The sequence below is a fragment of the Chryseobacterium sp. FG46 genome (assembly GCF_057809135.1).
In genome coordinates, this window is the sequence record NZ_JBMDJJ010000026.1 from 41,243 (window position 1) to 62,941 (window position 21,699).

Here is a 21,699-nt window from a genome sequence, read left to right on the forward strand (position 1 = left end):
TTTCTATTGGATTATACAGGCTGCTACCGTTGAATTGGACGTTTCATCCACCAAAATGGCAGAGCCTGTTGTTTTATTATTAGTAAAACTGTCATAGACCAAAGGCTGTGCCGTTCGGAGGGTAACTTTCACAATTTCATTCAGTTTAATTTCGCCATCGGCCTGTTCCCGGACAAGAGTATTGACATTGATCTTGTAATCTACCTCTTTTACAACTGCTTTTACAAGTCTGCTGTTCTGCTGCAAAAGGTATTTATTCCCCGGCTGCAGAGGTTTCTGATCCAGCCAGCATAAAAGAATTTCAAGGTCTTTTTCTACTGCGGGAACATGTTCTTCCGTAGTAAAAATATCTCCGCGGCTGACATCTACATCATGAGCGAGATGGATAACGGCAGGCTGACCTTCAAAAGCTTCTTCTTTTTCAATCCCATTGATCTCAATTTTGGTGATTTCAGTGGTCAGATCTGCAGGAAGAATATGAATTTTGTCTCCTTTTGTGAACTTTCCGCTTAAAATTTGTCCGGCATAGCCTCTGTAATCATGGAGTTCTTCAGTCTGAGGACGAATTACATACTGAACCTGGAAACGGCTTCCGTTATTTTTTTCTTCGTGCAGCTTTACTTCTTCAAGATATTCGAGAAGGGAATTTCCTTCATACCAGTCTGTTCTGGAAGATTTTGAAACAATATTGTCTCCTTTCAATGCTGATATCGGGAAGTAGCTTACCTCATTTAATCCCAGATTTTCTGCAATTTTTGCATATTCTGATTTTATATTTTCAAAAACTTCTTCGGAATAGTCTACCATATCCATTTTGTTGATGGCTACAGCTACTTTTTTCAGTTGTAATAAAGAGGCGATGATAGAGTGTCTTCTGGTCTGCTCAATCACACCTTTTCTTGCGTCAATCAGAATAACCATCAAATCAGAGTTGGATGCTCCGGTGATCATATTACGGGTATATTGCACGTGTCCTGGAGCATCTGCAATGATAAATTTTCTTTTTGCGGTTGAAAAATAGCGGTAAGCAACATCAATCGTAATTCCCTGTTCTCTTTCAGCACGAAGACCATCCGTTAAAAGGGCGAGGTCTACTCCGTCTTCATTTTTATTTTTGGAATGTTTTTCAAGGACTTCCAACTGGTCCTGCAAAATACTTTTGCTATCGTAAAGCAGTCTTCCGATAAGGGTACTTTTACCGTCATCTACGCTTCCTGCTGTTATAAATCTTAATATATCCATACGATTTTTGTTATAAATAATGAGTAATGGGCAATGAGTAATATTTTGCTGTCTGGTAAGTTATAATTGTCTTTTTCTATTACTTATAACTCATTGCTGATTGCTTATTTAGAAATAGCCTCCTTTTTTTCGGTCTTCCATGGCGGCTTCTGTTACCCTGTCATCAATTCTGGTTTCACCACGTTCTGAAATTCTGGTGGCTACAATTTCTTCGATAACAGCATCTATTGTTACAGCATTGGATTCTACAGCCGCAGTGCACGTCATATCTCCTACGGTACGGTAACGGATTTTCTTTGTGGTGATGATATCCTCTGGCTCTAGCACAACGTGGGAAGAATTGGCCAGCCACTGCCCGTTAAAGTCGATCACTTCTCTTTCATGCGAAAAATAGATGGAAGGCAGTGCAATTTTTTCTCTTCGGATATAGTTCCAGATGTCAAGCTCTGTCCAGTTGCTGATTGGGAAAACTCTCACATTTTCTCCTTTATGAATCTTTCCGTTGAAAATATTCCAAAGCTCAGGACGCTGAAGTTTAGGATCCCACTGTCCGAATTCATCACGAACGGAGAAGATTCTTTCTTTAGCTCTTGCCTTTTCCTCATCTCTTCTGGCTCCTCCTATACAGGCATCAAATTCGAATTCTTCAATCGTATCAAGAAGTGTGTAGGTTTGCAGCCAGTTTCTGCTTGGAAATTTCCCTTTAGCTTCAGTCAGTTTTTTACTTTTTATGGTGTCTTCCACTTTTCTGATTACCAGATTTACATCTAACTGTTTTACCAGCTGATCACGAAAATCCAATACCTCCTGAAAGTTATGCCCGGTGTCTACATGAACAAATGTAAAAGGGATTTTCCCGTGGAAGAAAGCCTTTCTTGCCAGATGAGCCAGTACAATGCTGTCTTTTCCTCCGCTGAATAGTAAAGCAGGACGTTCAAACTGACCCGCAACTTCTCTTAATATATAAATAGATTCGGCTTCTAACTGATCTAAATAGTTTAAATGATGTATTGACATTTTTTTCTTTTTTTATTGATGAATATGCAGACCGCATTCTTTTTTGTTGGCATCTTCCCACCACCAACGGCCTGCTCTGAAGTCTTCTCCTTCTTTGACTGCTCTGGTACAGGGTTCACATCCTATGCTTACAAATCCTTTCTTGTGAAGGTGATTGTAAGGTAAGTGATGATCTTTTACGTATGCTGTTACCTGTTCTGTGGTCCAGTGAAGGATAGGATGAAATTTAATGATCTTATTATCCGGATCCCATTCCAGCTGCGGCATGTTCTTTCGGTTGGGAGAATGCTCAGATCTGAGACCTGTAATCCATACTTTATAGCCTTCCAGCGCTTTTTTTAAAGGGTGAACTTTTCGGATAGTACAGCATGCTTTCCTCTTTTCTACAGATTGGTAGAACGAATCAGGGCCATTTTCTGTAACAAATTCTCTGAGCTCTTCCGTATCCGGATAATAGGCTTTGATGTTCTTTTTAAAGAAAGCCTTCGTAGATGTCCAGGTTTCATAGGTCTGCTCAAAAAGTCTTCCCGTATCCAAAGTGAAGATTTCAATATTTAAATCTTTTATCAGATGAGTGATGACCTGATCTTCATAACTGAAACTGGTTGAAAAGATCACTTTTCCCGGGAATCTTTCAGTCAGTATTTGCAGCCCATTAGTTTGAAAAGAAGCTTCAGAAGCCTCTTTCACAAGATTTTCGAATTCATTTTTCAGACTGTTTTCCATTTTGAATTGAGATTTAAGTTTTGCAAATATATATAAAATTCTATAACTCCTATCAAAATAGTAGAATTTAAATATAAAAAATTTTATTTTTCATTGATAAACTTTGTCAGAGTAGCTTCCATCATACTTTTTCTGGTTTTTTCACGAACGATGATTAATTCTTTTCTCAGATAGCAGACTGCTTCATCTACACAATCATCGCATGCTTCGTAAAAATTTAAAGATACACAAGGCGTAAGTGCAATGGGTCCGTCAAAAATACGGTAAATATCTGCTAATGAGACTTCATCTGGGGATTTTAGAAGATAATACCCTCCTACTTTCCCTTGCTTACTGTTCACAAGTTTGGCTCTTTTAAGTTCAAGAAGGATTTGTTCCAGAAATTTCTTGGGAATGTTTTCGTCCTGTGCAATAATGGAAGTTGGCAGAAAGCCCTGGTTATAATTCCTTGCTAATCTGACCATTGCTTTAAGCGCATATTTGCAACGTTTCGACATCATAATTTCTGCAAGTTATGATAAATTATTGTATAAATGAAATGTTTTTATAGCTGAAGACTTTGCATTTAACCACAGAAGACACAAAAATAAAAACACTTAAGTTTATTCTAAATTACAAATAAGCTGCTGAGAAGTTCACTTAAGCTTAAAAAAAATCGTTGGTTTTTTATTGCCTGAGATTATTTTAGTCTAAAAATATGAACAAGCATCTGTGCAATTCTGTGGAAAAAAGATACTCAGTAAGCTGCCCGTTTCAATCTTTCCTTGAGTTTATCCTTTGTGCAATATAAAGTAAGCCAGCTCCCTATCCTTCCGTTTCAGATTTTCAACCCTGTTGAAACCACTTTTCAGAAGTACTTTTTGAGATCCTATATTGTCAAGATCAGTTACTGCTACAATATCTTTCTCAAGATTTAATGAAGAGCAATAGGCAACAAGTGCTTTACATACTTCTGTCCCGAATCCTTTACCCCAGTAATTTTCGCCTAAGGTATATCCTATTTCTATCTGTTCTGGGTTGTCTAGGAAGATTCTTGCCAGGCACATTCCCACGAAATCATTGTTATCGGCATTAAATATTCCCCATCTGCTGAATGGACTTTCCTTGTAATCGGCCAATGCTTTGTCAAACATTTCTTTATACTCCTCAGGAGTTTTGTAAGGAAGATACCGGGTTACATTTTCATTTTCAAAAAGAGTAGAGAATAAAGGAAATTCTTCGGGCGTAAATTCACGAATAATAATTGTGTCATTTTTATATTTCATAGAAGTGAATAGAATGTAAATGTTTAGTAAACGAATAAAATTAGGTAAATAAATCTGAAATTATTACTGAATACCCATTAATATAAAAAATGGGCTTAAAATTAAACCCATCATTGCTGAGAATTTGAAAAAATAATACATCCATTATAGGATTTTCTCAAATCAACCCTATCAATGACATAACAAATTGTCATACAAGATGTTTTTTTAGGAATGTGAAATAAAGAAGATGAGCTCAATGAGCCCATCTTACTCCTTTACCATCCCAAAATAGAGACAGTTAAAATAAAACCTTTTACTAACAATTATATTGTAGCAATATGCCGTTTGATCCTATTTTTTAATGAATTTCTGAGAAAATTTCCCTAACGAGGTTTCAATATCAATTAAATAAGTTCCGCTTAGGAAGTGTTTAACGTCAACCTTATCACCAATAACTTTAGCATTCATTTTTCGTCCAAACATATCATAAACAGAAATTGATTTAATTTCCCCTTTTGTTTTAATTGTCAATACATCAGAAACCGGATTTGGATAGATAGATGTTTCTGAGTTTGTTGTATCAACTTCTGCAGTGGATAATAGTGTACAAGGTGTTGTAATACTTCCATATGGTTGTGTATTATATCCAAATGCAGTTACAGAATAATTTGAACCATTTGCCCCCACAATCAGTTTGAAATAACCGTTAATGTTGTAGCCTTCGAATTGGTTTCTAAAACCAACATAGGCTGTTTTACCAGACCAGGTAGTATATGTAGGAGTGTACACGTCAAGTTGTCCGGGAGTACCAATTGGGTAACCTATATTATTTGCATTAGTTATAGTGGTGCAGGCTGGAATTAAACTGATATTTCTTGTTCCTGTTTCACATACTAATCCTTTCCAATAAGTTTCCAATTTTAATTGATTTGCGCCATAGTACCAAGCACCATATCCTGCATCATCACTAAGCTCCGGGTTAATGATAAAATATTTCCAGGGAGCTCCGGAGTTGGTTGTTACTGTTGTTGGTGTCGGGTTGGCATAACTTTCCAGAGGAGTCCCTGTAACTATTTTATAAGGATCTTTATAAGAAAAAGTTAATGCTAATGCTGTCGTTGACCCTAGTGAAGTTGTGCCTCCTGTTATAGCCGGATTCAGGAATGTAATTGATGAATTCAGGACCTGACTTTTAGGATGACTGGTTGCAGCACCATTTATGGTAAGTGTAGCAGTTGTTGGGCTTGTAACTACTATTGCTGCTGTTAGTCCTGCTGGTAATGAAGACGTGAAATGTGTTCCTGCTGTAAGAGTTGTTCCATTGGGTACGGCAAATGTTGCTGAATTTAGTGTAATTGTTGATTTAGGAGCAGAGGCTACTGTTCCATCTAATGACACGGCTCCATTATTGTTTAAGTTCTCTGTAAATGTACTGTTGCTAAGCGTTAGCCTAGGTGGAGTATTGGCAACTCCGGTTGCTGCTAAGTTGGCAGGCTTCCATAAATTTATTCTTGAAGGATGGTTTAATGCTGCCAGCATTCTGTTAACCTGTCCATTGGTAAACATTTTATAACAACCGGAAGAACCATTGTATCCCATATAGTTTTCAACGTTCACTTTTTGTCCAAGACAATTGTTACCCGCTGTACATCCTAATCCTGAAGACATATTTTCTACAGGAGTGTCTGCAACTCCATCCCCATCATTACCTGGATTTGCAGTTGAACAAAGAACATTGAACGTGTGTTGAAGATTGAGCCAATGCCCAAATTCGTGAGTGAATGTATCAGAAAACTCGTTTGAAGCTACTGTTCCAGCAGCATTAAATATATAACGTCCATTATAAACAACTCTGGCTGTATTTACTGAAGTCATGTATGAATCCGGATACCAGGCAACTCCTGATTGATATAAATCCTTATTAGCATATAGGTCATTTTGGATATACACATTCATATACTTTGTATTATCCCAGGCATCTGTACCAACTTGTGCATCATATCCGCCACCGTTGCCATAACCACCTTTGAAAGGATGAAAAATCACTCCGCTTGTTGCTTTTCCGGTTGGATCAATTTTAGCCAATCGAAACTCAATGCTTAAAGCTCCTCTGACAGATTGGAAGTCAGGATCTACAGTGTTTGAATCAGTGTTAATTCCATTGAAATTTAAGTTGATTTGTTCCAGTAAGTCAACTACTTTTTGGTAATTTACTTTTACATTACTTTGAGATTCTCCATATACATGGAAAACCACAGGGATAATGTAGGTTGGATTATTGATTGACTTATTCAATGATTTTTTGTCTGATCCCATTTTTTTTACGAAATCTTTGGTATATTTCTCAAAGTTTTCATATTCAACCTTAGATTCAGGGTGCAGTTCAAAATGTTTTTTCATCATTTCATCTGCTTTACACTCATGAGGTCTATTTTCTTGAGCAAAACCTATTATTGGAAATAGGGACATAATTAATAATGATTTAAATTTCATGGTTTTTTGGATTTGTGTGTTAATATATTATTTGAATAATCAAATTGTTTTGGGCTTAAAAATGTTTTGATTGCCTCTATATAATCTTAGTTTTTAAACGTTATATCATTAATAAGATGTTTTGTAAGAAACATTTCTAATTTTTTAGCGCTTTCAGATACAGCTTTGGAATTTGTTTGGGATGGCTCCAATGGTTCTAATTTTTTGCTTTCACAGGGATAGCAAAATAAGAACCCGATAAAAAATGCAATCTTCATAATAGGATGCATTGCAAGAGTTCGTGTTTTCATAAATAATAATTTTGTGTGTTATGTGATGTTTTTTAACTAAATCGTTCCGGATTAAAAATTCTGATATCAGCAGTTGGTTTTTCTTCATTGGCAAGCTCTGAAACTGTTTTCCCGAAAATAGGCCCGAGACTTAACCCCATCATTCCACCGCCTCCCGCAATAATCAGATTGTTCAATTTGGAAGATTGACCTAAATAAGGAAGCCCGTCCGGAGCACAGGGTCTGTATCCAAACCAGATTTCAGATTCTTTGGGTATTTTAACCTGGAAATCCGGCAAATAGCCAGGAATAGACCTAACAATTCCTTCTACTCTTCTCATATTAATTTTATCCTGGTGGGATGCCAGTTCCATCGTTCCGCCAAAGCGGATATGCCCGTTCATAGGGGTAACTGCAACTCTCGCTTCAAGTAATAAGGCAGCATGTTCCAATGTATTGAGTGGGTTTTCTGGCTTGTGCATGAATGAATATCCTTTCCCAGGCATTAATTGAATTTTAATACCTGCTTTTTGAGCAAGTTCAGGTAAGAATGAACCTCCCGTCATGATAAACCTGTCTGCGGTAAACTGCTTATCATTGGCAATGACAGCCTTAATATGGTTTCCAAAAGTTTCAAAACCTGTTACTTTGTGATGGGGATGAAAAATTACGCCATTATTTTTAAGATAAGAGATCATTTGTTTCATCAGTTTCATGGGATTCATATGCCCGTCACATTTATAATTGACGCCTCCGATAACATCCAATCGGGTATTGGGTTCGAGCTTCTGAATTCCCTTTTTATCCAGAATATCAACGGGTAAACCCATCTTAATTGCTTTATGAGCCAATTCTGTCTCCTCTTCTGCAACTTTCTCTGTTTTATAAAGCATTAAAATGCCATTTTGATGAAGTTCAAAATCAAATTCATCTTTTTGTGCAATCTCATTATAAAGTCTGCTGCTTGCCAGGTTAAGATCCCTGATGGCAGCTGCAGAATGATCAACATGTTTCTGGTTGGAATGTTTCAGAAACTTCAATCCCCAGGATATCAGGTTGGAATTGAGTGAGGGCTTTACATAAAACGGACTTTTACTATCAAACATCCATCGTATTCCCTGTGCAACAACTCCCGGAGCTGCCAATGGTGTAAAATGGCTGGGTACAATCATTCCTGCATTGCCATAAGAACAGTTGTCGGTAAGGTCATTCTGTTCAAGAATCTCCACCTGCCAGCCTTTTTGTAAAAGATAATAAGCTGAACTTAATCCTGCTATTCCTGCACCGATAATAAGTGCTTTTCCTTTATTTTGTGTCATATATTTATTTACATAACCTGAAATCCCTGCCAATAAGGATCTTCATCATCAATGATAATATGATTGTACCCCGTAATTCTTGCCCAGCCTTCTACTGACGGAACAATCGCGGCTCTTCCATCAATAGTTGTGGCTTCTTCAATTCTCCCGATAAACTGAGAACCGATATAGCTTTCATGAATAAATTCTTCCCCTTCCTTCAGTTTTCCCTTAGCATACCACTGAGCCATTCTTGCAGATGTTCCTGTACCACATGGTGAACGGTCTAAGGCATTTTCGCCTACCAACACCGCATTTCTTCCGCTGGCTTTAGGATCAGTAGGTTTACCTGTCCACTGAATATGACTTAATCCGGTAATATGTTCTATTTCAGGATGGATGAACTGATATTTTTCATTGAGTAATTTTCTGATAAGTTTTCCATAATGGATGAGCTGGCTGGCCGTAAAATCAGAAATATCTCTGAAGTTTTCCTGAGGATCTATAATGGCATAGAAGTTCCCGCCATAAGCTACATCGGCTCTTATTACTCCAAGATCCGGACATTCAACTTCCAGGTTTTCAGCATATAGGAAAGATTTTACATTGGTCAGTTTTACAGACTTTACTTTTTTTCCTTCCTGTACATAATCTATAAGGATAAGCCCTGCAGGCGTTTCCAGTCGTAATTTTCCAGGAATTTTGGGAACAACAAGACCTTCTTCAATGGCAATGGTAACCGTTCCGATGGTTCCGTGTCCGCACATGGGAAGACATCCGCTGGTTTCAATATATAAAACCCCGATATCGTTATTTTCATCTACAGGAGGATACAGAATACTTCCGCTCATCATGTCATGACCGCGGGGTTCAAACATTAATCCTTTTCTAATCCAGTCGTATTCTTGCATGAAATGTAGCCTGCGTTCCATCATGGAATTCCCTTTTAAAATGGGTGCACCTCCCGCAACAAGACGTACAGGACATCCACAGGTGTGTGAATCTATACAAAAAAATGTTCTGTTCATGTGGTCTGTAAATTTAATGATTCTGAATTCATTACTCCATCCACCATTCTGCTGATTTGTAATGGGTTGCTGTTTTTTAATTCTTCGGGTAGAAATTCATCCGGCCAGTTCTGGAAAGAAATTGGACGAACAAAGCGTTTGACGGCATCCGGTCCTACGGAGGTAAAACGTGAATCGGTAGTAGAAGGAAACGGCCCTCCATGCTGCATGCCATACACAACTTCTACTCCTGTAGGCATTCCGTTGAATAATAATCTTCCGCATTTATCTTTAAGAAGATTGATCAGTTTACTATTATCACGTACGTCTTCATTGGTAGCTGCAATAGTAATAGTTAATTGTCCTTTTAACTGTTGAGCAATTTTCCTAAGCTCTTCGTCAGTTTCACATGCTACAACAATACCAAACGGACCAAAGACTTCTTCACTTAATACCGGATTATTCATGAAGTTACTGGCACTGGTTGTTATCACTGAAGCTCTTCCATACGAGCCTTCTGTTTCTGTATGTGCTGATGCAATTAACTCAACATCTGGTTGTGCTATCGCTGTATTTTTATTTCTCTCGAAGCTTTCAAATATACCTTTATGAAGCATATTGGCAGGAGCAACATTTTGAATTTCCTCTTTTAATGCCCCGATAAAACGGTCAAGCGGCTTCCCTTTCAATGCAATAAATACTCCCGGATTGGTACAAAATTGCCCTACTCCCAGCGTTAAAGAAGCAATATATTCCTTCGCTAATGCTTCTGCTTTGGTTTCAAGCAAGTATTGCAGGGCAAATACAGGATTAATACTTCCCATTTCTGCAAATACCGGAATAGGATTATCACGGCGGTTGGCAATATCAAACAAAGCTTTTCCACCATTGAAAGAGCCGGTAAATGCAACAGCCCGGATATCCGGATGCTGGGTCAGATAAGTGCCAATCTCGTAAGATGTTCCGGTAATATGGCTAAAAATTCCTTCGGGCCATCCGAAAGCTTTAACAGTTGCAGTTATAACATCAGCCATTATCTGTGAAGTCTGTGGATGTGCCGGATGTGCTTTTATAATGACAGGACAGCCTGCCCCAATTGCACTCGCAGTATCACCACCCGCTGTAGAAAATGCAAAAGGAAAATTACTGGCTCCGAAAACGACTACAGGTCCAATGCCTACATTGTATTTCCGGAGATCTCCTTTTTGCTTTTCAGGCTGAGGAAGATCAATTCTGGCTTCTGTATAGATTCCGGCAGATACTGCTTTTGCATAGCTTCTCCATTGTCCCGCAGTTCTGGCCTTTTCACCGGTAAGTCTGGCTAATGGTAATGACGTTTCGGAATGAGCGACTGTTAAAAGCTCATCTCCCAAAGCTTCAATCTGATCCGCAACAGCATTCATAAATTCAGCCCGTTCATTGATGGTGGTATTCTTCAGGAACTGAAAGGCTTCAACAGCCATTTGAATTCTTCTGTCAATATTTTGTGTTGATGCTTCTTCAATCATAATTGTTTTTCCGGAGTTAATAGTAACGGACGTTTAGCTATACCTTCTTCAATAATTTTTTGAATCTTTTCCGCTTCTTTTCCATGAAGTTCAAGACGTGGAGCTCTCACATAAGGACTGCTTATTCCTTCTGCTGTTGCTGCCAGCTTAATATACTGAATTAGTTTAGGGTGAATGTCAAGTTCCAGCAACGGCATAAACCATCTGTAGATGGCTACAGCTTTGTCATATTCGCCTGTTTTAACATAGTTGTACATGGCCATAGTTTCGTTAGGAAAAGCATCTACAAGACCTGCCACAAGACCGTCTGCTCCAAGCATCAGGGTTTCCAGACAAATCGTATCTACCCCTCCTAGAATTTTGATTCTTTTTCCAAAGCGGTTAATCATTCTGGTTACATTCGCCAGATCTCTTGTCGATTCTTTAACGGCCTGAATGGTTGGAAATTCAATAAGTTCCTCAAACATTTCAAGGGTAACATATATTCCATAATCTACGGGATTGTTATAGATAAGAATAGGAAGATCTGTAGCAGAAGCGACTGCTTTGAAATATTCAACAACTTCATGGCTGTCTGCTTTATAGCGCATCGGAGGAAGAAGCATCAGTCCGTCTGCACCCAATTCTTTGGCTTTCTGGGCAAAGTTAACTGCATTTTTAGTTGTATTTTCAGAAAGGTTAAGAATAACAGGAATTCTACCCTGTGTTATCTTTTTTGCATATTTCAGCAGTTCAAATTTTTCTTCTGTTTCCAAAGCGCTGGCTTCTCCCAATGTGCCAGCGAGGATAATTCCATGAACGCCAGCTTTAATCTGTGCTTCCGTATTGATGGCAAACATTTCAAAGTCTATCTCACCTTCTTTTGTAAAAGGCGTTAATACAGCGGGATAAATACCTTCCCAGTTTAGTTTTGTACTCATATAAAATAATATTTATCCAAAACTAGCAGAATTTCAAAACGGTAAATGTTAATATTTTAATATGTTCTAACCGTATTTTAACATATTGTTTTTTATTGCTCTATTGTAGCCTCTTTATAATGCTTCAGGTATTCTTTAGGCGAATATTTCATAATGGACTTGAAAACCCTGTTAAAATTGGTAAGGCTATTGAATCCACTATTGAAAGCAACAGAAGAAATGCTATACATGCTGCTGGCTGTCAGAAGTTTGCAGGCTCTTTGCACACGAAGTTCATTGAGATATTCAATATAAGTAATGCGGGTACGTTTTTTAAAAGAGCGGCAAAAAGCCTGAGGAGTCATACAGGCTTCTTTCGCAATAAGGTCGAGGGTAAGTTTATTCTGCGCGAAATTTTTCTTAATAAAATTCTGGGCATCTATAATTCTTTGGTCTGTATCGGAAATATGATTAGGCAGCTTCTTTTCTGAAGATAACGGAATATGCAAATGTCTGTTTTGCATAAGATGATTTAGAATTCTGATAAAATCTATGATCTGATCTACTCCTTTAGTCTTTTGTAATGCAGCAATATTTTCTCCGATGCTTTTTGTGAGTTTGGAAGCCACCTGGAAACCTGTTTCTGAATGACTGATGAAGTTTTTAAGTTCCTCAAATTCCGGTAAGACGAAAAAGGCGGAAATCTTCTTATGAGGATCAAAGAAAATAGAGATGGAATGAACCTTCTGCTTTTCATCTTTTTCAAAATTACCCCGGAAAACATGGGATTGATTGGCGCCCAGATAAAAAATGTCACCTGCTTCAAAATTAAAAAGATTCTGCTCTATAGCCAATGTTCCATGCCCTTTAAGAATCCACATAATCTGTGTTTCTGTATGACGATGGAAATAAGGATAGAAATTAGGCATAATATCTTCCTGGATGCGGATACTTTTGTTAGTATCGGCAGGAACAGAAAACTGGAGACTCTTCATAATATCAGTACTTTATTGGAATACTCTACTCGTTAGGTTAAAATATTGCTGAAGTTAAACAAAATATGAACATTGAATATCATATTAAAATCCAAATTTTACAGAATCTTAATTTTTAATGAATAAAGAGTTATAAATAGTACAAAATCGTAACTTTAAACTTTTAAAATAAAAAGTATTCATAATATATGTTTTCAGCACAAACTTACCAAGACAGACGAGCAATATTAGAGAAAAGTGTATCTAACGGAATCTTATTATTTCTGGGAAATATTGAAAATCCTGTGAACTTTGAACATAATCCTTATTATTTCCGTCAGGACAGTACCTATTTATACTATTTCGGAATCCAGGAACCTCGTATTGCTGCCATTATCGATATTGATGAAAATAAGACCATCGTTTTCGGAGATGAACTGAGTATTGATGACATCGTGTGGATGGGCAGACAGGAAACACTGAAAGAGAAAAGTTTGAAATCCGGTGTACAGGAAACACAGCCATATGCAGAACTTGCCCAATATATAGTAAAAGCACAGACTTCCGGCAGAAAAGTTCATTACCTTCCTCCTTATCAGTCTTCCAATAAAATTTTACTGGGAGATCTTCTTGGGATTAAAATAGGAGAATTACAACCTTCTGTAGAAATGATCAGAGCGATTGTAAAACAGCGTTCCATTAAAGAACCTCAGGAAATTGTACAGATAGAAGAGGCCGTAAATGTATCCAATGAAATGCATTTGCTGGCAATGCGCCTCACTCAACCCGGGATGAAAGAATATGAAATTGCCAATGCCATCCAATACCTTGCTGCTAATAAAGAATGTCAGATGTCTTATCCTCCTATTGTGACGATCAACGGAGGTATTCTGCATAATCATTATCGTCTTAATACAATGAAAGATGGAGATCTTTTCCTGAATGATTCAGGAGCAGAAACAGCAATGGGATATGCAGGTGATCTTACCAGAACATTTCCTGTAGGCAAAACTTTTACAACGAAGCAAAAAGATATGTACGAAGTGGTTCTGAATGCTTTTAATCAAGCTCAGAATCTTTTGAAACCGGGAGTACGATTTAAAGATATTCATCTGAAAGCAGCACAGTATCTGGTAGAAGGTCTTATTGATCTTGGACTGATGAAAGGAAATCCTGAAGATGCTGTAAAAAACCATGCTCATACGCTGTTCTTTCAGTGCGGACTGGGTCATATGATGGGGCTTGATGTACATGATATGGAAGATCTTGGAGAACAATATATTGGCTATACCGAGGAAGAGCCAAAAGATACCAAAACATTCGGATTGAAATCTTTACGTTTAGGAAAAGCTTTGGAATCCGGTTTTGTAGTTACGGTTGAACCTGGTATCTATATGATTCCGGAGCTGATTGACATCTGGCAGACTGAAAAAAGGAATGCAGACTTTATTAATTATGATAAAGTAAATGAATACAGGAATTTCGGAGGAATCCGTGTGGAAGATGATTTCCTGATTACAGATGACAATTACAGACTTTTGGGCAACGGATTGATTAAGTCGGTTGAAGACATTGAAAATTACAGAGCTGAGCATTTAGCTTAATTCAAATACTATTTATGAAGAACATAAAAAAACTAACAGCTATTGCATTGTATTTCCTGTGTTTGTCACCTTTGGCGGCACAGAAAACACAATGGACTTCTGATGGCAATGCTTATTATTCATTTACTAAAAAAGGGGTTGAAATTGTTGATGTATTGCATCCCGGAAAAGATCAGACACTTTTAAGCAGTAGCGAACTGATTCCTGCCGGAAGCTCTGAAGCATTACAGGTACAAAGTTTTCAGGTTTCTCCTGACGGGAATAGTTTATTACTTTTTGCCAATACCAGGAAAGTATGGAGAGATAATACCCGTGGAGATTACTGGATTTTTGATAAAAATACTAAAAAGCTTACCCAACTGGGAAAAGGATTACCCACTTCTTCACTGATGTTTGCAAAATATTCTCCGGATGGAAAAAAAGTTGCTTACGTGTCTAAGCATAACCTGTATGTTGAAGATCTTGCCGGCAATCAGCAGACTAAGATTACCACAGATGGTACAGATGGAATGATTAATGGTACTTTTGACTGGGTATATGAAGAGGAATTTGGTGCTCAGGATGGTTTCCGATGGTCTCCTGACGGAAGTAAAATTGCCTACTGGAAACTGGATGCACGTGGTACGAAAAATTTCCTGATGATCAATAATACAGATAGTCTTTATTCATTCACCATTCCCGTAGAATATCCGAAAGCCGGTGAAAACCCTTCAGGATGCAGTATCTGGTTTTATGATCTTGCTTCTCAATCTTCAAAAAAAGCTAATATTCAAGGAGATGAAGTACAAAACTATATTCCTAGAATGGAATGGGTTCTGGATTCTAAATCCATCATCCTGCAGCAACTGAACAGAAAGCAGAATCAAAGTAAAATTATCATTGCAGATGCTAATTCCGGAAGCAGTAAAACCATTCATACGGAAACAGATGCCGCATGGATTGATATAAAATCCCGCTGGAACGACAATGATCCAAGTGGCTGGGATTGGATTGAAAATGGTAAGGAATTCTTGTGGCTCTCTGAGAAAGACGGATGGAGACATATTTACAAAATAGATATGAACGGTAAAGAAACATTGATTACAAAAGATGCTTTCGATGTTATAAAACCGGAATTTTTTGATGTTCAGAACAAGCAAATTTATTTTTTGGCTTCACCGAATAATGCAACTCAAAAATATCTGTATAAAGTAAGCATGAAAGGAGGAAAAGCACAGAAAGTAACTCCTGAGTCCTATGCTGGGTCGAATGAATATACGATATCACCTAATGGAAAAATCGCTATGTTTATGAATAACAGTGTGAATTCATTTTCTACAGGTAGGGTAATATCACTTCCTGAGCATAAAGAGCTTGTAGCTGCCAAAAGATCGGTAAAAGCAGATCCTGCAAAATCTAAAGCTGAATTTTTCCAGGTGACTACAGAGGATGGAATTACCTTAGATGGCTGGGTGGTAAAACCTAAAAACTTTGATCCAAATAAAAAATATCCCATTGTTTTCACAGTCTATGGAGAGCCTGCAATGCAAACCGTTATAGACGGTTTCTATACAGGCTGGAATTATTTATATACAGGTGATATGGCGGAAGACGGCTATTTATACGTGTCCCTTGAAAACCGTGGAACACCGGCACCAAAAGGGCGCGAATGGAGAAAATCCATCTACCGTAAAATAGGCAGGCTGAACATTCGTGACCAGGCAATGGGAGCCAAAGCTTTATTCGCAAAATGGCCTTATATTGATACTTCAAGAGTGGCTGTATGGGGCTGGAGCGGTGGAGGTTCTTCTACCCTCAACCTTTTGGGGCAGTATCCTGATATTTACCAGACAGGAATTGCTATTGCACCCGTTGCCAATCAGCTATTCTATGACAATATTTATCAGGAACGTTATATGGGGCTTCCACAGGAAAACAGAGAAGACTTTGTGAATGGTTCTCCACTGGCTTATGCTAAAAATTTAAAGGGGAATCTTCTGTTGGTTCATGGAACAGGTGATGACAATGTACATTATCAAAATACGGAAGTGTACATCAACGAACTGGTAAAATACAACAAACAGTTCCAGCTGATGTCTTATCCTAACCGTACCCACTCTATTGATGAAGGTGAAGGAACATCGCTGCATCTGGCAACAATGTTTACAAAATACCTGAAAGAACACTGCCCTCCGGGAGCAAAATAAAGAATGAAAGTCTCACAGTGATGCGGGACTTTTTTTATTTTCAATACATTGGGTTACCAATACAAAATTCCCCGGATTACTCCAGGGAAAATAAGTGTCAAAACCTATAATTTTTATAGTGGTGTGAATGATGTACATACAAAAGAACAATGGATGTGCCAAATTAATCACTATTTTATGAAATGTGAATTTTTGTGGTATCTTTTTTTGATTTCACTTTCAGATTCTTCTATTTTTACAAGATTATCATTAAATTTGAGTGAATAATTTCTAAAACATTCATGAAACTTCCACTCTCCTATTACTCTAATCCAGATGTTCTATTTTTGGCTCAGGATCTTTTGGGAAAAGTACTTTTTACAGAAATCAATGATGAAAAAACAGCCGGAATCATTATAGAAACTGAAGCTTATTTTGGAGTAAATGATAAAGCTTCCCATGCCTACGGTGGCAGACGTACAGACCGTACTGAAACGCTCTACAGCCATGGCGGAATTTCTTATGTGTATTTATGTTATGGAATTCATCATCTTTTCAATATAGTAACATCCGTGGAAGATGAGCCTCATGCAGTACTGATAAGAGCTGTTGAACCTTTAGTTGGTAAAGAAATCATGGAAAAGAGGAGAAATATGCCTGCTTCAAAACCTGCCATTTCCGCAGGTCCGGGATCAGCTGCCAAAGCCTTAGGTATTGACCGTTCCTTTAACAGAAAAGAGCTGAACGGCCATGAAATCTGGATTGAAGATCATAGTATTTCATATACTCCGGATGAAATCATTGCTGGTCCTCGTATAGGGGTTGCCTACGCACAGGAAGATGCGCTTTTGCCCTGGCGTTTTTTTGTGAAAGGAAACAGATATGTGAGCAAACCCAATAAAGTCTAAATATCAGGATTCATGGACTGAATGATAAAACTCTTTATAGTACATCACCAGACTGTCAAGAGAAAAACCCCGGTTCAGACCACTGGTATTGGGCAAGACCCAGACTTTTACACCACAGAAATCCTCAGGCTGTTCTCCCCATAAAATTTCTTTCTTTTTAGAAAAAGCCCTGTAAGCTGCTTTGCCAAGAAATGCAATATATTTCGGTTGATATTTCGTTATTTTTAATTTAAAACTTTCAAGAGATTCATCAAATTCTTCCTTTGAAAGTTCATCTGCACGGGAGGTCGCTCTAGCCACAGCTGTCGTCAGTCCATATCCGAAATCCAAAAGAGAAGCATCATTGACAGCTTCTATTCTGTAGGGTGTAAACCCTGATTGATGCAATACTTTCCAGAAACGGTTACTCCCACCGGAAAAATGATACCCGTCATTGGATGATTTTAAACCGGGATTGATTCCACAAAAAATAACGTTAAGATGAGTTGAAATAATGTCTGTAAGCATAATGATAGTAAGTTACTTCTGGTGGCATAAAGGTATCAATATTTATATTATTCAGATTCGATTTTATTATATGAAGCGTTTCATCCTCTGTTAAAGACATTCTATCCCTTTTTTTTACCGGATCACTTAGTTTATATGATTGAATATAAATTGACAACGGTAATTTTGTCTCATAATAGAAATGAGTTCTCCTTAATAGATTCTCATTCTCAATATCATTAAAATCAATAGTATGAACTGGATTGCATTAATTATTGCAGGAATTTTTGAGATTGGATGGCCTTTAGGGCTTAAGTTATCTCAACAGCCAGAAAATAATAAATGGAGCTGGATTATTTTTTCCATTCTGTGTATGGCCGTTAGCGGTGGATTTCTCTGGTATGCTCAAAAAAGTATCCCTATAGGAACGGCATATGCTGTCTGGACGGGAATAGGTGCTGTAGGAACCCTATTGGTGGGAATTCTCTTTTTTCAGGATTCAGCCAGTATTTTACGACTGCTTTCTGCATTACTGATTGTTGCAGGGATTATCGGTCTTAAACTATTTTAAACAAGAAAATTCAAAGAATTTTTGACGGGCTTGTTGAAAACGAGGTTTCAATCTCGCTCCTAAAGCTCTATGCGTTAAAAACCGGTGACCCAGAACAGCTGCTATGACAATGAAAATATAGAGAATATATTTAAAAACAAGTTTAAGATCAATCTTTTCATATACGTACAGCAAGGAATATGCTAACGGAATTTTAACCCAAAAATAACCGAATTCCAGCATAAGGGTATTATGAAGCCTTATCTGCCATTGGAAATCAGGAAACTGATACCTGAACCAGTAAAAGTCTGGGTAAACTTCCGGAATATAATATAGTATCCAGAAAAAGATGCCCAAAATTAATGACATCTCCACTGAAAATAGACATCACACTATGCATCAGTAATATCACTGAAAGTGCCCAACGAAGGTAGAAACTCTTTTTCATAGAACCAAAATTAAAGTACAAAAGCAAACACGGACTATTTTGTATATCAACTACTTTTAAAAAGGCATATAAGTTTTGTTCAGTATAAATTCCAGAAAGGAATTTCAATGGAATATTAAATCTTTTTAATATTTCAAAAGTTTGTGATTTAATGAATGCAATTTAGTATATTTACATTCAGATTAGATATAATAATGGATTCCCTCATAATCATTAATCTGTCTTTATAAGATACATTGAATGATTATAATAAGATTCTAATACACAAATGCTTCTTTTCAATTAAAACAGAGTGGTAAAATTAACTTACCACTCTTTTATATTATATTCAGAAAAATTATTTGTACTAATTCTGAGTAAGGTTTTTCTTAATAAATTCTTCCAGCTCTTTGCCATGAATATTTTTAGCTAAAAATGTTTTACCGAGTCTGTATACAGAGAAATGGCTCTATTACGGATTTTATGAAATCAGAATTTCTTTAGAATAGTATGAATTACATTCGCAGCTCCAGGCTCTATGATAAGTTGAGTTCCTCCATCTCCTCTCCCCTGAATGGCTGATCCGGTAGCAAGCGTTAGTTTTTCCTGAAAAACGGAATAAGAAGGAATAAGCGAAATTTCAATGTCTTCTTCAAGCTGTATAATAATAGATTCAGCTTCAATGGGTATTTTGTTCCATATTTTGAAACAGCAAATGCCTGAAATTTATGAATTTTATTCATTTCTCTTTAATAAATTAAAACTTACTAAAAGTAAAGATAAACAATGAATTTCTTTTAGATTAAAAGATAAGTTACAATAATAGAATCTATAGAACAATTCAACAGTTTCAAAAAAAGGTTTTTTGTGATATATTTCATAAATTTACGCTGCTTTATCAATCTGATGATAGTGTAAAATATTTCCAAGGTGAAAATTCACAACAAAAAAAAGTACCTTAGCTTCCTTAAATTTAAAAGAGATTTCCAGAAATACGGACTGGAAAAAGCACGCAGTTATGAGCTTATCCTGCATTGGCTGAACAACAGGCTCAGCAGAAATCAGTTTCTTGTTCTTTCCGGAATTCTGGTAGGCTGTACAGCTGGTCTGGCAGGGGTTATTCTGAAAACGCTGGTACACAATATTCATTATTTCATTACCAATAAAGTTCATTTTGAATATCAGATATTATTTTATATTGTTTTTCCATTTTTGGGAATTGTTCTTACTACGATGATCGTTCTGACACTATTTAAAGGTCAGGATCGTAAAGGTATCGGAGCTATTTTATACGAAATTGCACAGAATTCCAGTATCGTAGCCTCTGTTAAAATGTATTCTCAGGTGATACAAAGTGCGGTTACCGTTGGATTGGGAGGCTCTGCCGGATTAGAAAGTCCTATTGCGGTTACCGGAGCTGCTATTGGCTCCAATTATGCACAAACCTATAGACTTAGCTACAAAGAACGTACTTTGTTGCTGGCTGCCGGTGCTACTGCAGGGATTGCATCTGCTTTCAATGCTCCTATTGCCGGGATTATGTTTGCCTTTGAAATCCTTTTAACAGGTGTGGTCTTCACGGATTTTATTCCTTTGGTTGTTGCTGCGGTCTGTGGAAGTCTTTTGTCTAGGATTTTGCTTCAGGAAGACGTGCTTTTCAGGTTTTATACCAGAGATCCGTTCAACTATAAAAATGTTCCGTATTATCTTATTTTAGGAATTGTTACAGGGTTGTATGCCCGTTATTTTGTCATTATTTCTCAAAAAGTGGAGCATTTTATAAAAGGGCTTCAGCTTTCGAGACTTCGTAAAGCGATGTTTGGGGGAGCTGTGCTTTCTCTGCTATGTGTTCTTTTTCCTCCTTTATTCGGGGAAGGCTATGAGACTGTAAAGGCCTTTACCAACGGAAACACCTACTCTATTATTGAAAACAGTTTTTTCAGATATTTTGAGATCGGAGACTGGACCATTATTATTTTTCTGGTTCTGGTATTACTTTTAAAGGCATTTGCCACTTCATTTACCATATTCAGTGGTGGAAATGGTGGCAACTTTGCCCCTTCCCTTTTTGCAGGAGGAACTTTGGGGTATCTGTTTGCATTGGTTTGCCAGCATATTGGTTTTACAGATGTTCCGATGACTAATCTTGTCCTTGTAGGAATGGCCGGTGCAATGAGCGGTGTTTTATATGCTCCTCTTACCGCTATTTTTCTGATCGCAGAATCAAGTTTCGGATATGATTTGTTTATTCCTCTGATGATTGTTTCCATCATATCCTATCTCATTGCAAAATGGTTCTCCCCGATTTCACCGGAATTAAAATCCTTAGCGGATGAAGGAAAGATTTTCACGAATAAACATGACAAAAACCTTCTTTTCGCATTAAGAACTGAAGATTTTATTGACAAATATTCTCAGACCATTAATGAAAACGCCTCTGTTACTGAACTGTTTGAAATGGTAAAGAATGGTGATAAAAATATTTTCGCCGTGGTGGATGAAAACAGAAAACTGAGAGGAGTTCTTACGTTAGATGATATAAGACCTTATCTTTTTAACAAAGAAATGGAAACATCCCAGACGGTAGCTCAGATCATGAAAGCTCCGCCAGCAATTCTTCATAGAGAAAATAAACCGTTGGATATCCTTCAGACTTTTGATGATACAGGTGTATGGAATCTGCCGGTTGTGAATGATACCAATAGTTTCATCGGATTTATCTCAAAATCATCTATATTAATGAGCTACAGACAGCTTCTGAAAGAATATTCTGATTAATATTAAAAGCAAAAATGACAACCGGAAACCTGAATTCCCATCCTCTGGACTATCGTGTGGACACATCTTTAAAGATTTTGTAAGCTTTGGCTATATCTTTA

At 37.3% G+C, this 21,699-nt stretch carries 18 protein-coding genes; 5 read left to right on the forward strand and 13 right to left on the reverse strand.

The annotated features are described in order from the left end of the window. Positions 1 to 3 precede the first annotated feature (3 nt). The 11 genes from ACODR7_RS17285 to ACODR7_RS17335 form a co-directional block, all read right to left on the reverse strand. Positions 4 to 1,242, reverse strand: a complete 1,239-nt coding sequence (locus tag ACODR7_RS17285) for a sulfate adenylyltransferase subunit 1 (protein ID WP_488840950.1) — start codon at positions 1,240 to 1,242, stop codon at positions 4 to 6. Between the two features lie 108 nt (positions 1,243 to 1,350). Further along, positions 1,351 to 2,259 (reverse strand): sulfate adenylyltransferase subunit CysD, encoded by a 909-nt coding sequence (cysD, locus tag ACODR7_RS17290; RefSeq protein WP_488840952.1) that lies wholly within the window; start codon positions 2,257 to 2,259, stop codon positions 1,351 to 1,353. A 12-nt stretch (positions 2,260 to 2,271) separates the two neighbouring features. Next, complete coding sequence (locus tag ACODR7_RS17295; RefSeq protein WP_488840954.1) at positions 2,272 to 2,985, reverse strand: phosphoadenylyl-sulfate reductase; 714 nt, start codon at positions 2,983 to 2,985, stop codon at positions 2,272 to 2,274. Positions 2,986 to 3,068: 83 nt separating this feature from the next. Continuing rightward, the gene (locus tag ACODR7_RS17300) at positions 3,069 to 3,485 is read right to left on the reverse strand and encodes an RrF2 family transcriptional regulator (protein WP_488840956.1); all 417 of its coding nucleotides are present in this window, start codon (positions 3,483 to 3,485) and stop codon (positions 3,069 to 3,071) included. 270 nt (positions 3,486 to 3,755) lie between these two features. After that, positions 3,756 to 4,250: a GNAT family N-acetyltransferase gene (locus tag ACODR7_RS17305; protein WP_488840958.1), complete on the reverse strand. Its 495-nt coding sequence runs from the start codon at positions 4,248 to 4,250 to the stop codon at positions 3,756 to 3,758. Between the two features lie 333 nt (positions 4,251 to 4,583). Then, positions 4,584 to 6,635 (reverse strand): M43 family zinc metalloprotease, encoded by a 2,052-nt coding sequence (locus ACODR7_RS17310; protein WP_488840960.1) that lies wholly within the window; start codon positions 6,633 to 6,635, stop codon positions 4,584 to 4,586. A gap of 412 nt (positions 6,636 to 7,047) precedes the next feature. After that, positions 7,048 to 8,313: an NAD(P)/FAD-dependent oxidoreductase gene (locus tag ACODR7_RS17315; RefSeq protein ID WP_488840962.1), complete on the reverse strand. Its 1,266-nt coding sequence runs from the start codon at positions 8,311 to 8,313 to the stop codon at positions 7,048 to 7,050. Positions 8,314 to 8,321: 8 nt separating this feature from the next. After that, complete coding sequence (locus ACODR7_RS17320; protein ID WP_488840964.1) at positions 8,322 to 9,320, reverse strand: 4-hydroxyproline epimerase; 999 nt, start codon at positions 9,318 to 9,320, stop codon at positions 8,322 to 8,324. Next, positions 9,317 to 10,807 (reverse strand): aldehyde dehydrogenase (NADP(+)), encoded by a 1,491-nt coding sequence (locus ACODR7_RS17325; protein WP_488840966.1) that lies wholly within the window; start codon positions 10,805 to 10,807, stop codon positions 9,317 to 9,319. The genes ACODR7_RS17320 and ACODR7_RS17325 overlap by 4 nt, the downstream gene beginning before the upstream one ends. Next, complete coding sequence (locus tag ACODR7_RS17330; protein WP_488840967.1) at positions 10,804 to 11,727, reverse strand: dihydrodipicolinate synthase family protein; 924 nt, start codon at positions 11,725 to 11,727, stop codon at positions 10,804 to 10,806. The genes ACODR7_RS17325 and ACODR7_RS17330 overlap by 4 nt, the downstream gene beginning before the upstream one ends. Before the next feature lie 92 nt (positions 11,728 to 11,819). Then, entirely contained in the window at positions 11,820 to 12,701 is an 882-nt protein-coding gene (locus ACODR7_RS17335; RefSeq protein WP_488840969.1) for an AraC family transcriptional regulator, read from the reverse strand. 188 nt (positions 12,702 to 12,889) lie between these two features. On the opposite strand from ACODR7_RS17335, the gene ACODR7_RS17340 reads away from it, so the two are divergent. From ACODR7_RS17340 to ACODR7_RS17350, 3 genes are all read left to right on the forward strand, one after another. Then, positions 12,890 to 14,284 (forward strand): aminopeptidase P family protein, encoded by a 1,395-nt coding sequence (locus ACODR7_RS17340; protein WP_488840971.1) that lies wholly within the window; start codon positions 12,890 to 12,892, stop codon positions 14,282 to 14,284. Positions 14,285 to 14,298: 14 nt separating this feature from the next. Then, the gene (locus tag ACODR7_RS17345) at positions 14,299 to 16,470 is read left to right on the forward strand and encodes a S9 family peptidase (RefSeq protein WP_488840973.1); all 2,172 of its coding nucleotides are present in this window, start codon (positions 14,299 to 14,301) and stop codon (positions 16,468 to 16,470) included. 281 nt (positions 16,471 to 16,751) lie between these two features. Then, complete coding sequence (locus ACODR7_RS17350; RefSeq protein WP_488840975.1) at positions 16,752 to 17,357, forward strand: DNA-3-methyladenine glycosylase; 606 nt, start codon at positions 16,752 to 16,754, stop codon at positions 17,355 to 17,357. Between the two features lie 3 nt (positions 17,358 to 17,360). Here the strand turns inward: ACODR7_RS17350 and mug are convergent, their stop codons facing one another. After that, positions 17,361 to 17,864: a G/U mismatch-specific DNA glycosylase gene (mug, locus tag ACODR7_RS17355; RefSeq protein WP_488840977.1), complete on the reverse strand. Its 504-nt coding sequence runs from the start codon at positions 17,862 to 17,864 to the stop codon at positions 17,361 to 17,363. A 232-nt stretch (positions 17,865 to 18,096) separates the two neighbouring features. On the opposite strand from mug, the gene ACODR7_RS17360 reads away from it, so the two are divergent. Next, a complete protein-coding gene (locus ACODR7_RS17360; RefSeq protein WP_488840979.1) occupies positions 18,097 to 18,414 on the forward strand; it encodes a DMT family transporter in 318 nt (105 codons plus the stop codon). Between the two features lie 256 nt (positions 18,415 to 18,670). Here ACODR7_RS17360 and ACODR7_RS17365 read toward each other — a convergent pair whose 3' ends face one another. Further along, the gene (locus tag ACODR7_RS17365) at positions 18,671 to 18,841 is read right to left on the reverse strand and encodes a hypothetical protein (RefSeq protein ID WP_488840980.1); all 171 of its coding nucleotides are present in this window, start codon (positions 18,839 to 18,841) and stop codon (positions 18,671 to 18,673) included. Positions 18,842 to 19,750: 909 nt separating this feature from the next. On the opposite strand from ACODR7_RS17365, the gene ACODR7_RS17370 reads away from it, so the two are divergent. Further along, the gene (locus ACODR7_RS17370) at positions 19,751 to 21,598 is read left to right on the forward strand and encodes a chloride channel protein (RefSeq protein ID WP_488840983.1); all 1,848 of its coding nucleotides are present in this window, start codon (positions 19,751 to 19,753) and stop codon (positions 21,596 to 21,598) included. Positions 21,599 to 21,699: the final 101 nt, after the last annotated feature.

What these genes read in the sequence shown, in the direction of transcription:
- ACODR7_RS17285 (WP_488840950.1), bottom strand. Translation starts at nt 1,242, where the DNA reads ATGGATATATTAAGATTTATAACAGCAGGAAGCGTAGATGACGGTAAA.
- cysD (WP_488840952.1), bottom strand. Translation starts at nt 2,259, where the DNA reads ATGTCAATACATCATTTAAACTATTTAGATCAGTTAGAAGCCGAATCT.
- ACODR7_RS17295 (WP_488840954.1), bottom strand. Translation starts at nt 2,985, where the DNA reads ATGGAAAACAGTCTGAAAAATGAATTCGAAAATCTTGTGAAAGAGGCT.
- ACODR7_RS17300 (WP_488840956.1), bottom strand. Translation starts at nt 3,485, where the DNA reads ATGATGTCGAAACGTTGCAAATATGCGCTTAAAGCAATGGTCAGATTA.
- ACODR7_RS17305 (WP_488840958.1), bottom strand. Translation starts at nt 4,250, where the DNA reads ATGAAATATAAAAATGACACAATTATTATTCGTGAATTTACGCCCGAA.
- ACODR7_RS17310 (WP_488840960.1), bottom strand. Translation starts at nt 6,635, where the DNA reads ATGATGAAAAAACATTTTGAACTGCACCCTGAATCTAAGGTTGAATAT.
- ACODR7_RS17315 (WP_488840962.1), bottom strand. Translation starts at nt 8,313, where the DNA reads ATGACACAAAATAAAGGAAAAGCACTTATTATCGGTGCAGGAATAGCA.
- ACODR7_RS17320 (WP_488840964.1), bottom strand. Translation starts at nt 9,320, where the DNA reads ATGAACAGAACATTTTTTTGTATAGATTCACACACCTGTGGATGTCCT.
- ACODR7_RS17325 (WP_488840966.1), bottom strand. Translation starts at nt 10,807, where the DNA reads ATGATTGAAGAAGCATCAACACAAAATATTGACAGAAGAATTCAAATG.
- ACODR7_RS17330 (WP_488840967.1), bottom strand. Translation starts at nt 11,727, where the DNA reads ATGAGTACAAAACTAAACTGGGAAGGTATTTATCCCGCTGTATTAACG.
- ACODR7_RS17335 (WP_488840969.1), bottom strand. Translation starts at nt 12,701, where the DNA reads ATGAAGAGTCTCCAGTTTTCTGTTCCTGCCGATACTAACAAAAGTATC.
- ACODR7_RS17340 (WP_488840971.1), top strand. Translation starts at nt 12,890, where the DNA reads ATGTTTTCAGCACAAACTTACCAAGACAGACGAGCAATATTAGAGAAA.
- ACODR7_RS17345 (WP_488840973.1), top strand. Translation starts at nt 14,299, where the DNA reads ATGAAGAACATAAAAAAACTAACAGCTATTGCATTGTATTTCCTGTGT.
- ACODR7_RS17350 (WP_488840975.1), top strand. Translation starts at nt 16,752, where the DNA reads ATGAAACTTCCACTCTCCTATTACTCTAATCCAGATGTTCTATTTTTG.
- mug (WP_488840977.1), bottom strand. Translation starts at nt 17,864, where the DNA reads ATGCTTACAGACATTATTTCAACTCATCTTAACGTTATTTTTTGTGGA.
- ACODR7_RS17360 (WP_488840979.1), top strand. Translation starts at nt 18,097, where the DNA reads ATGAACTGGATTGCATTAATTATTGCAGGAATTTTTGAGATTGGATGG.
- ACODR7_RS17365 (WP_488840980.1), bottom strand. Translation starts at nt 18,841, where the DNA reads ATGAAAAAGAGTTTCTACCTTCGTTGGGCACTTTCAGTGATATTACTG.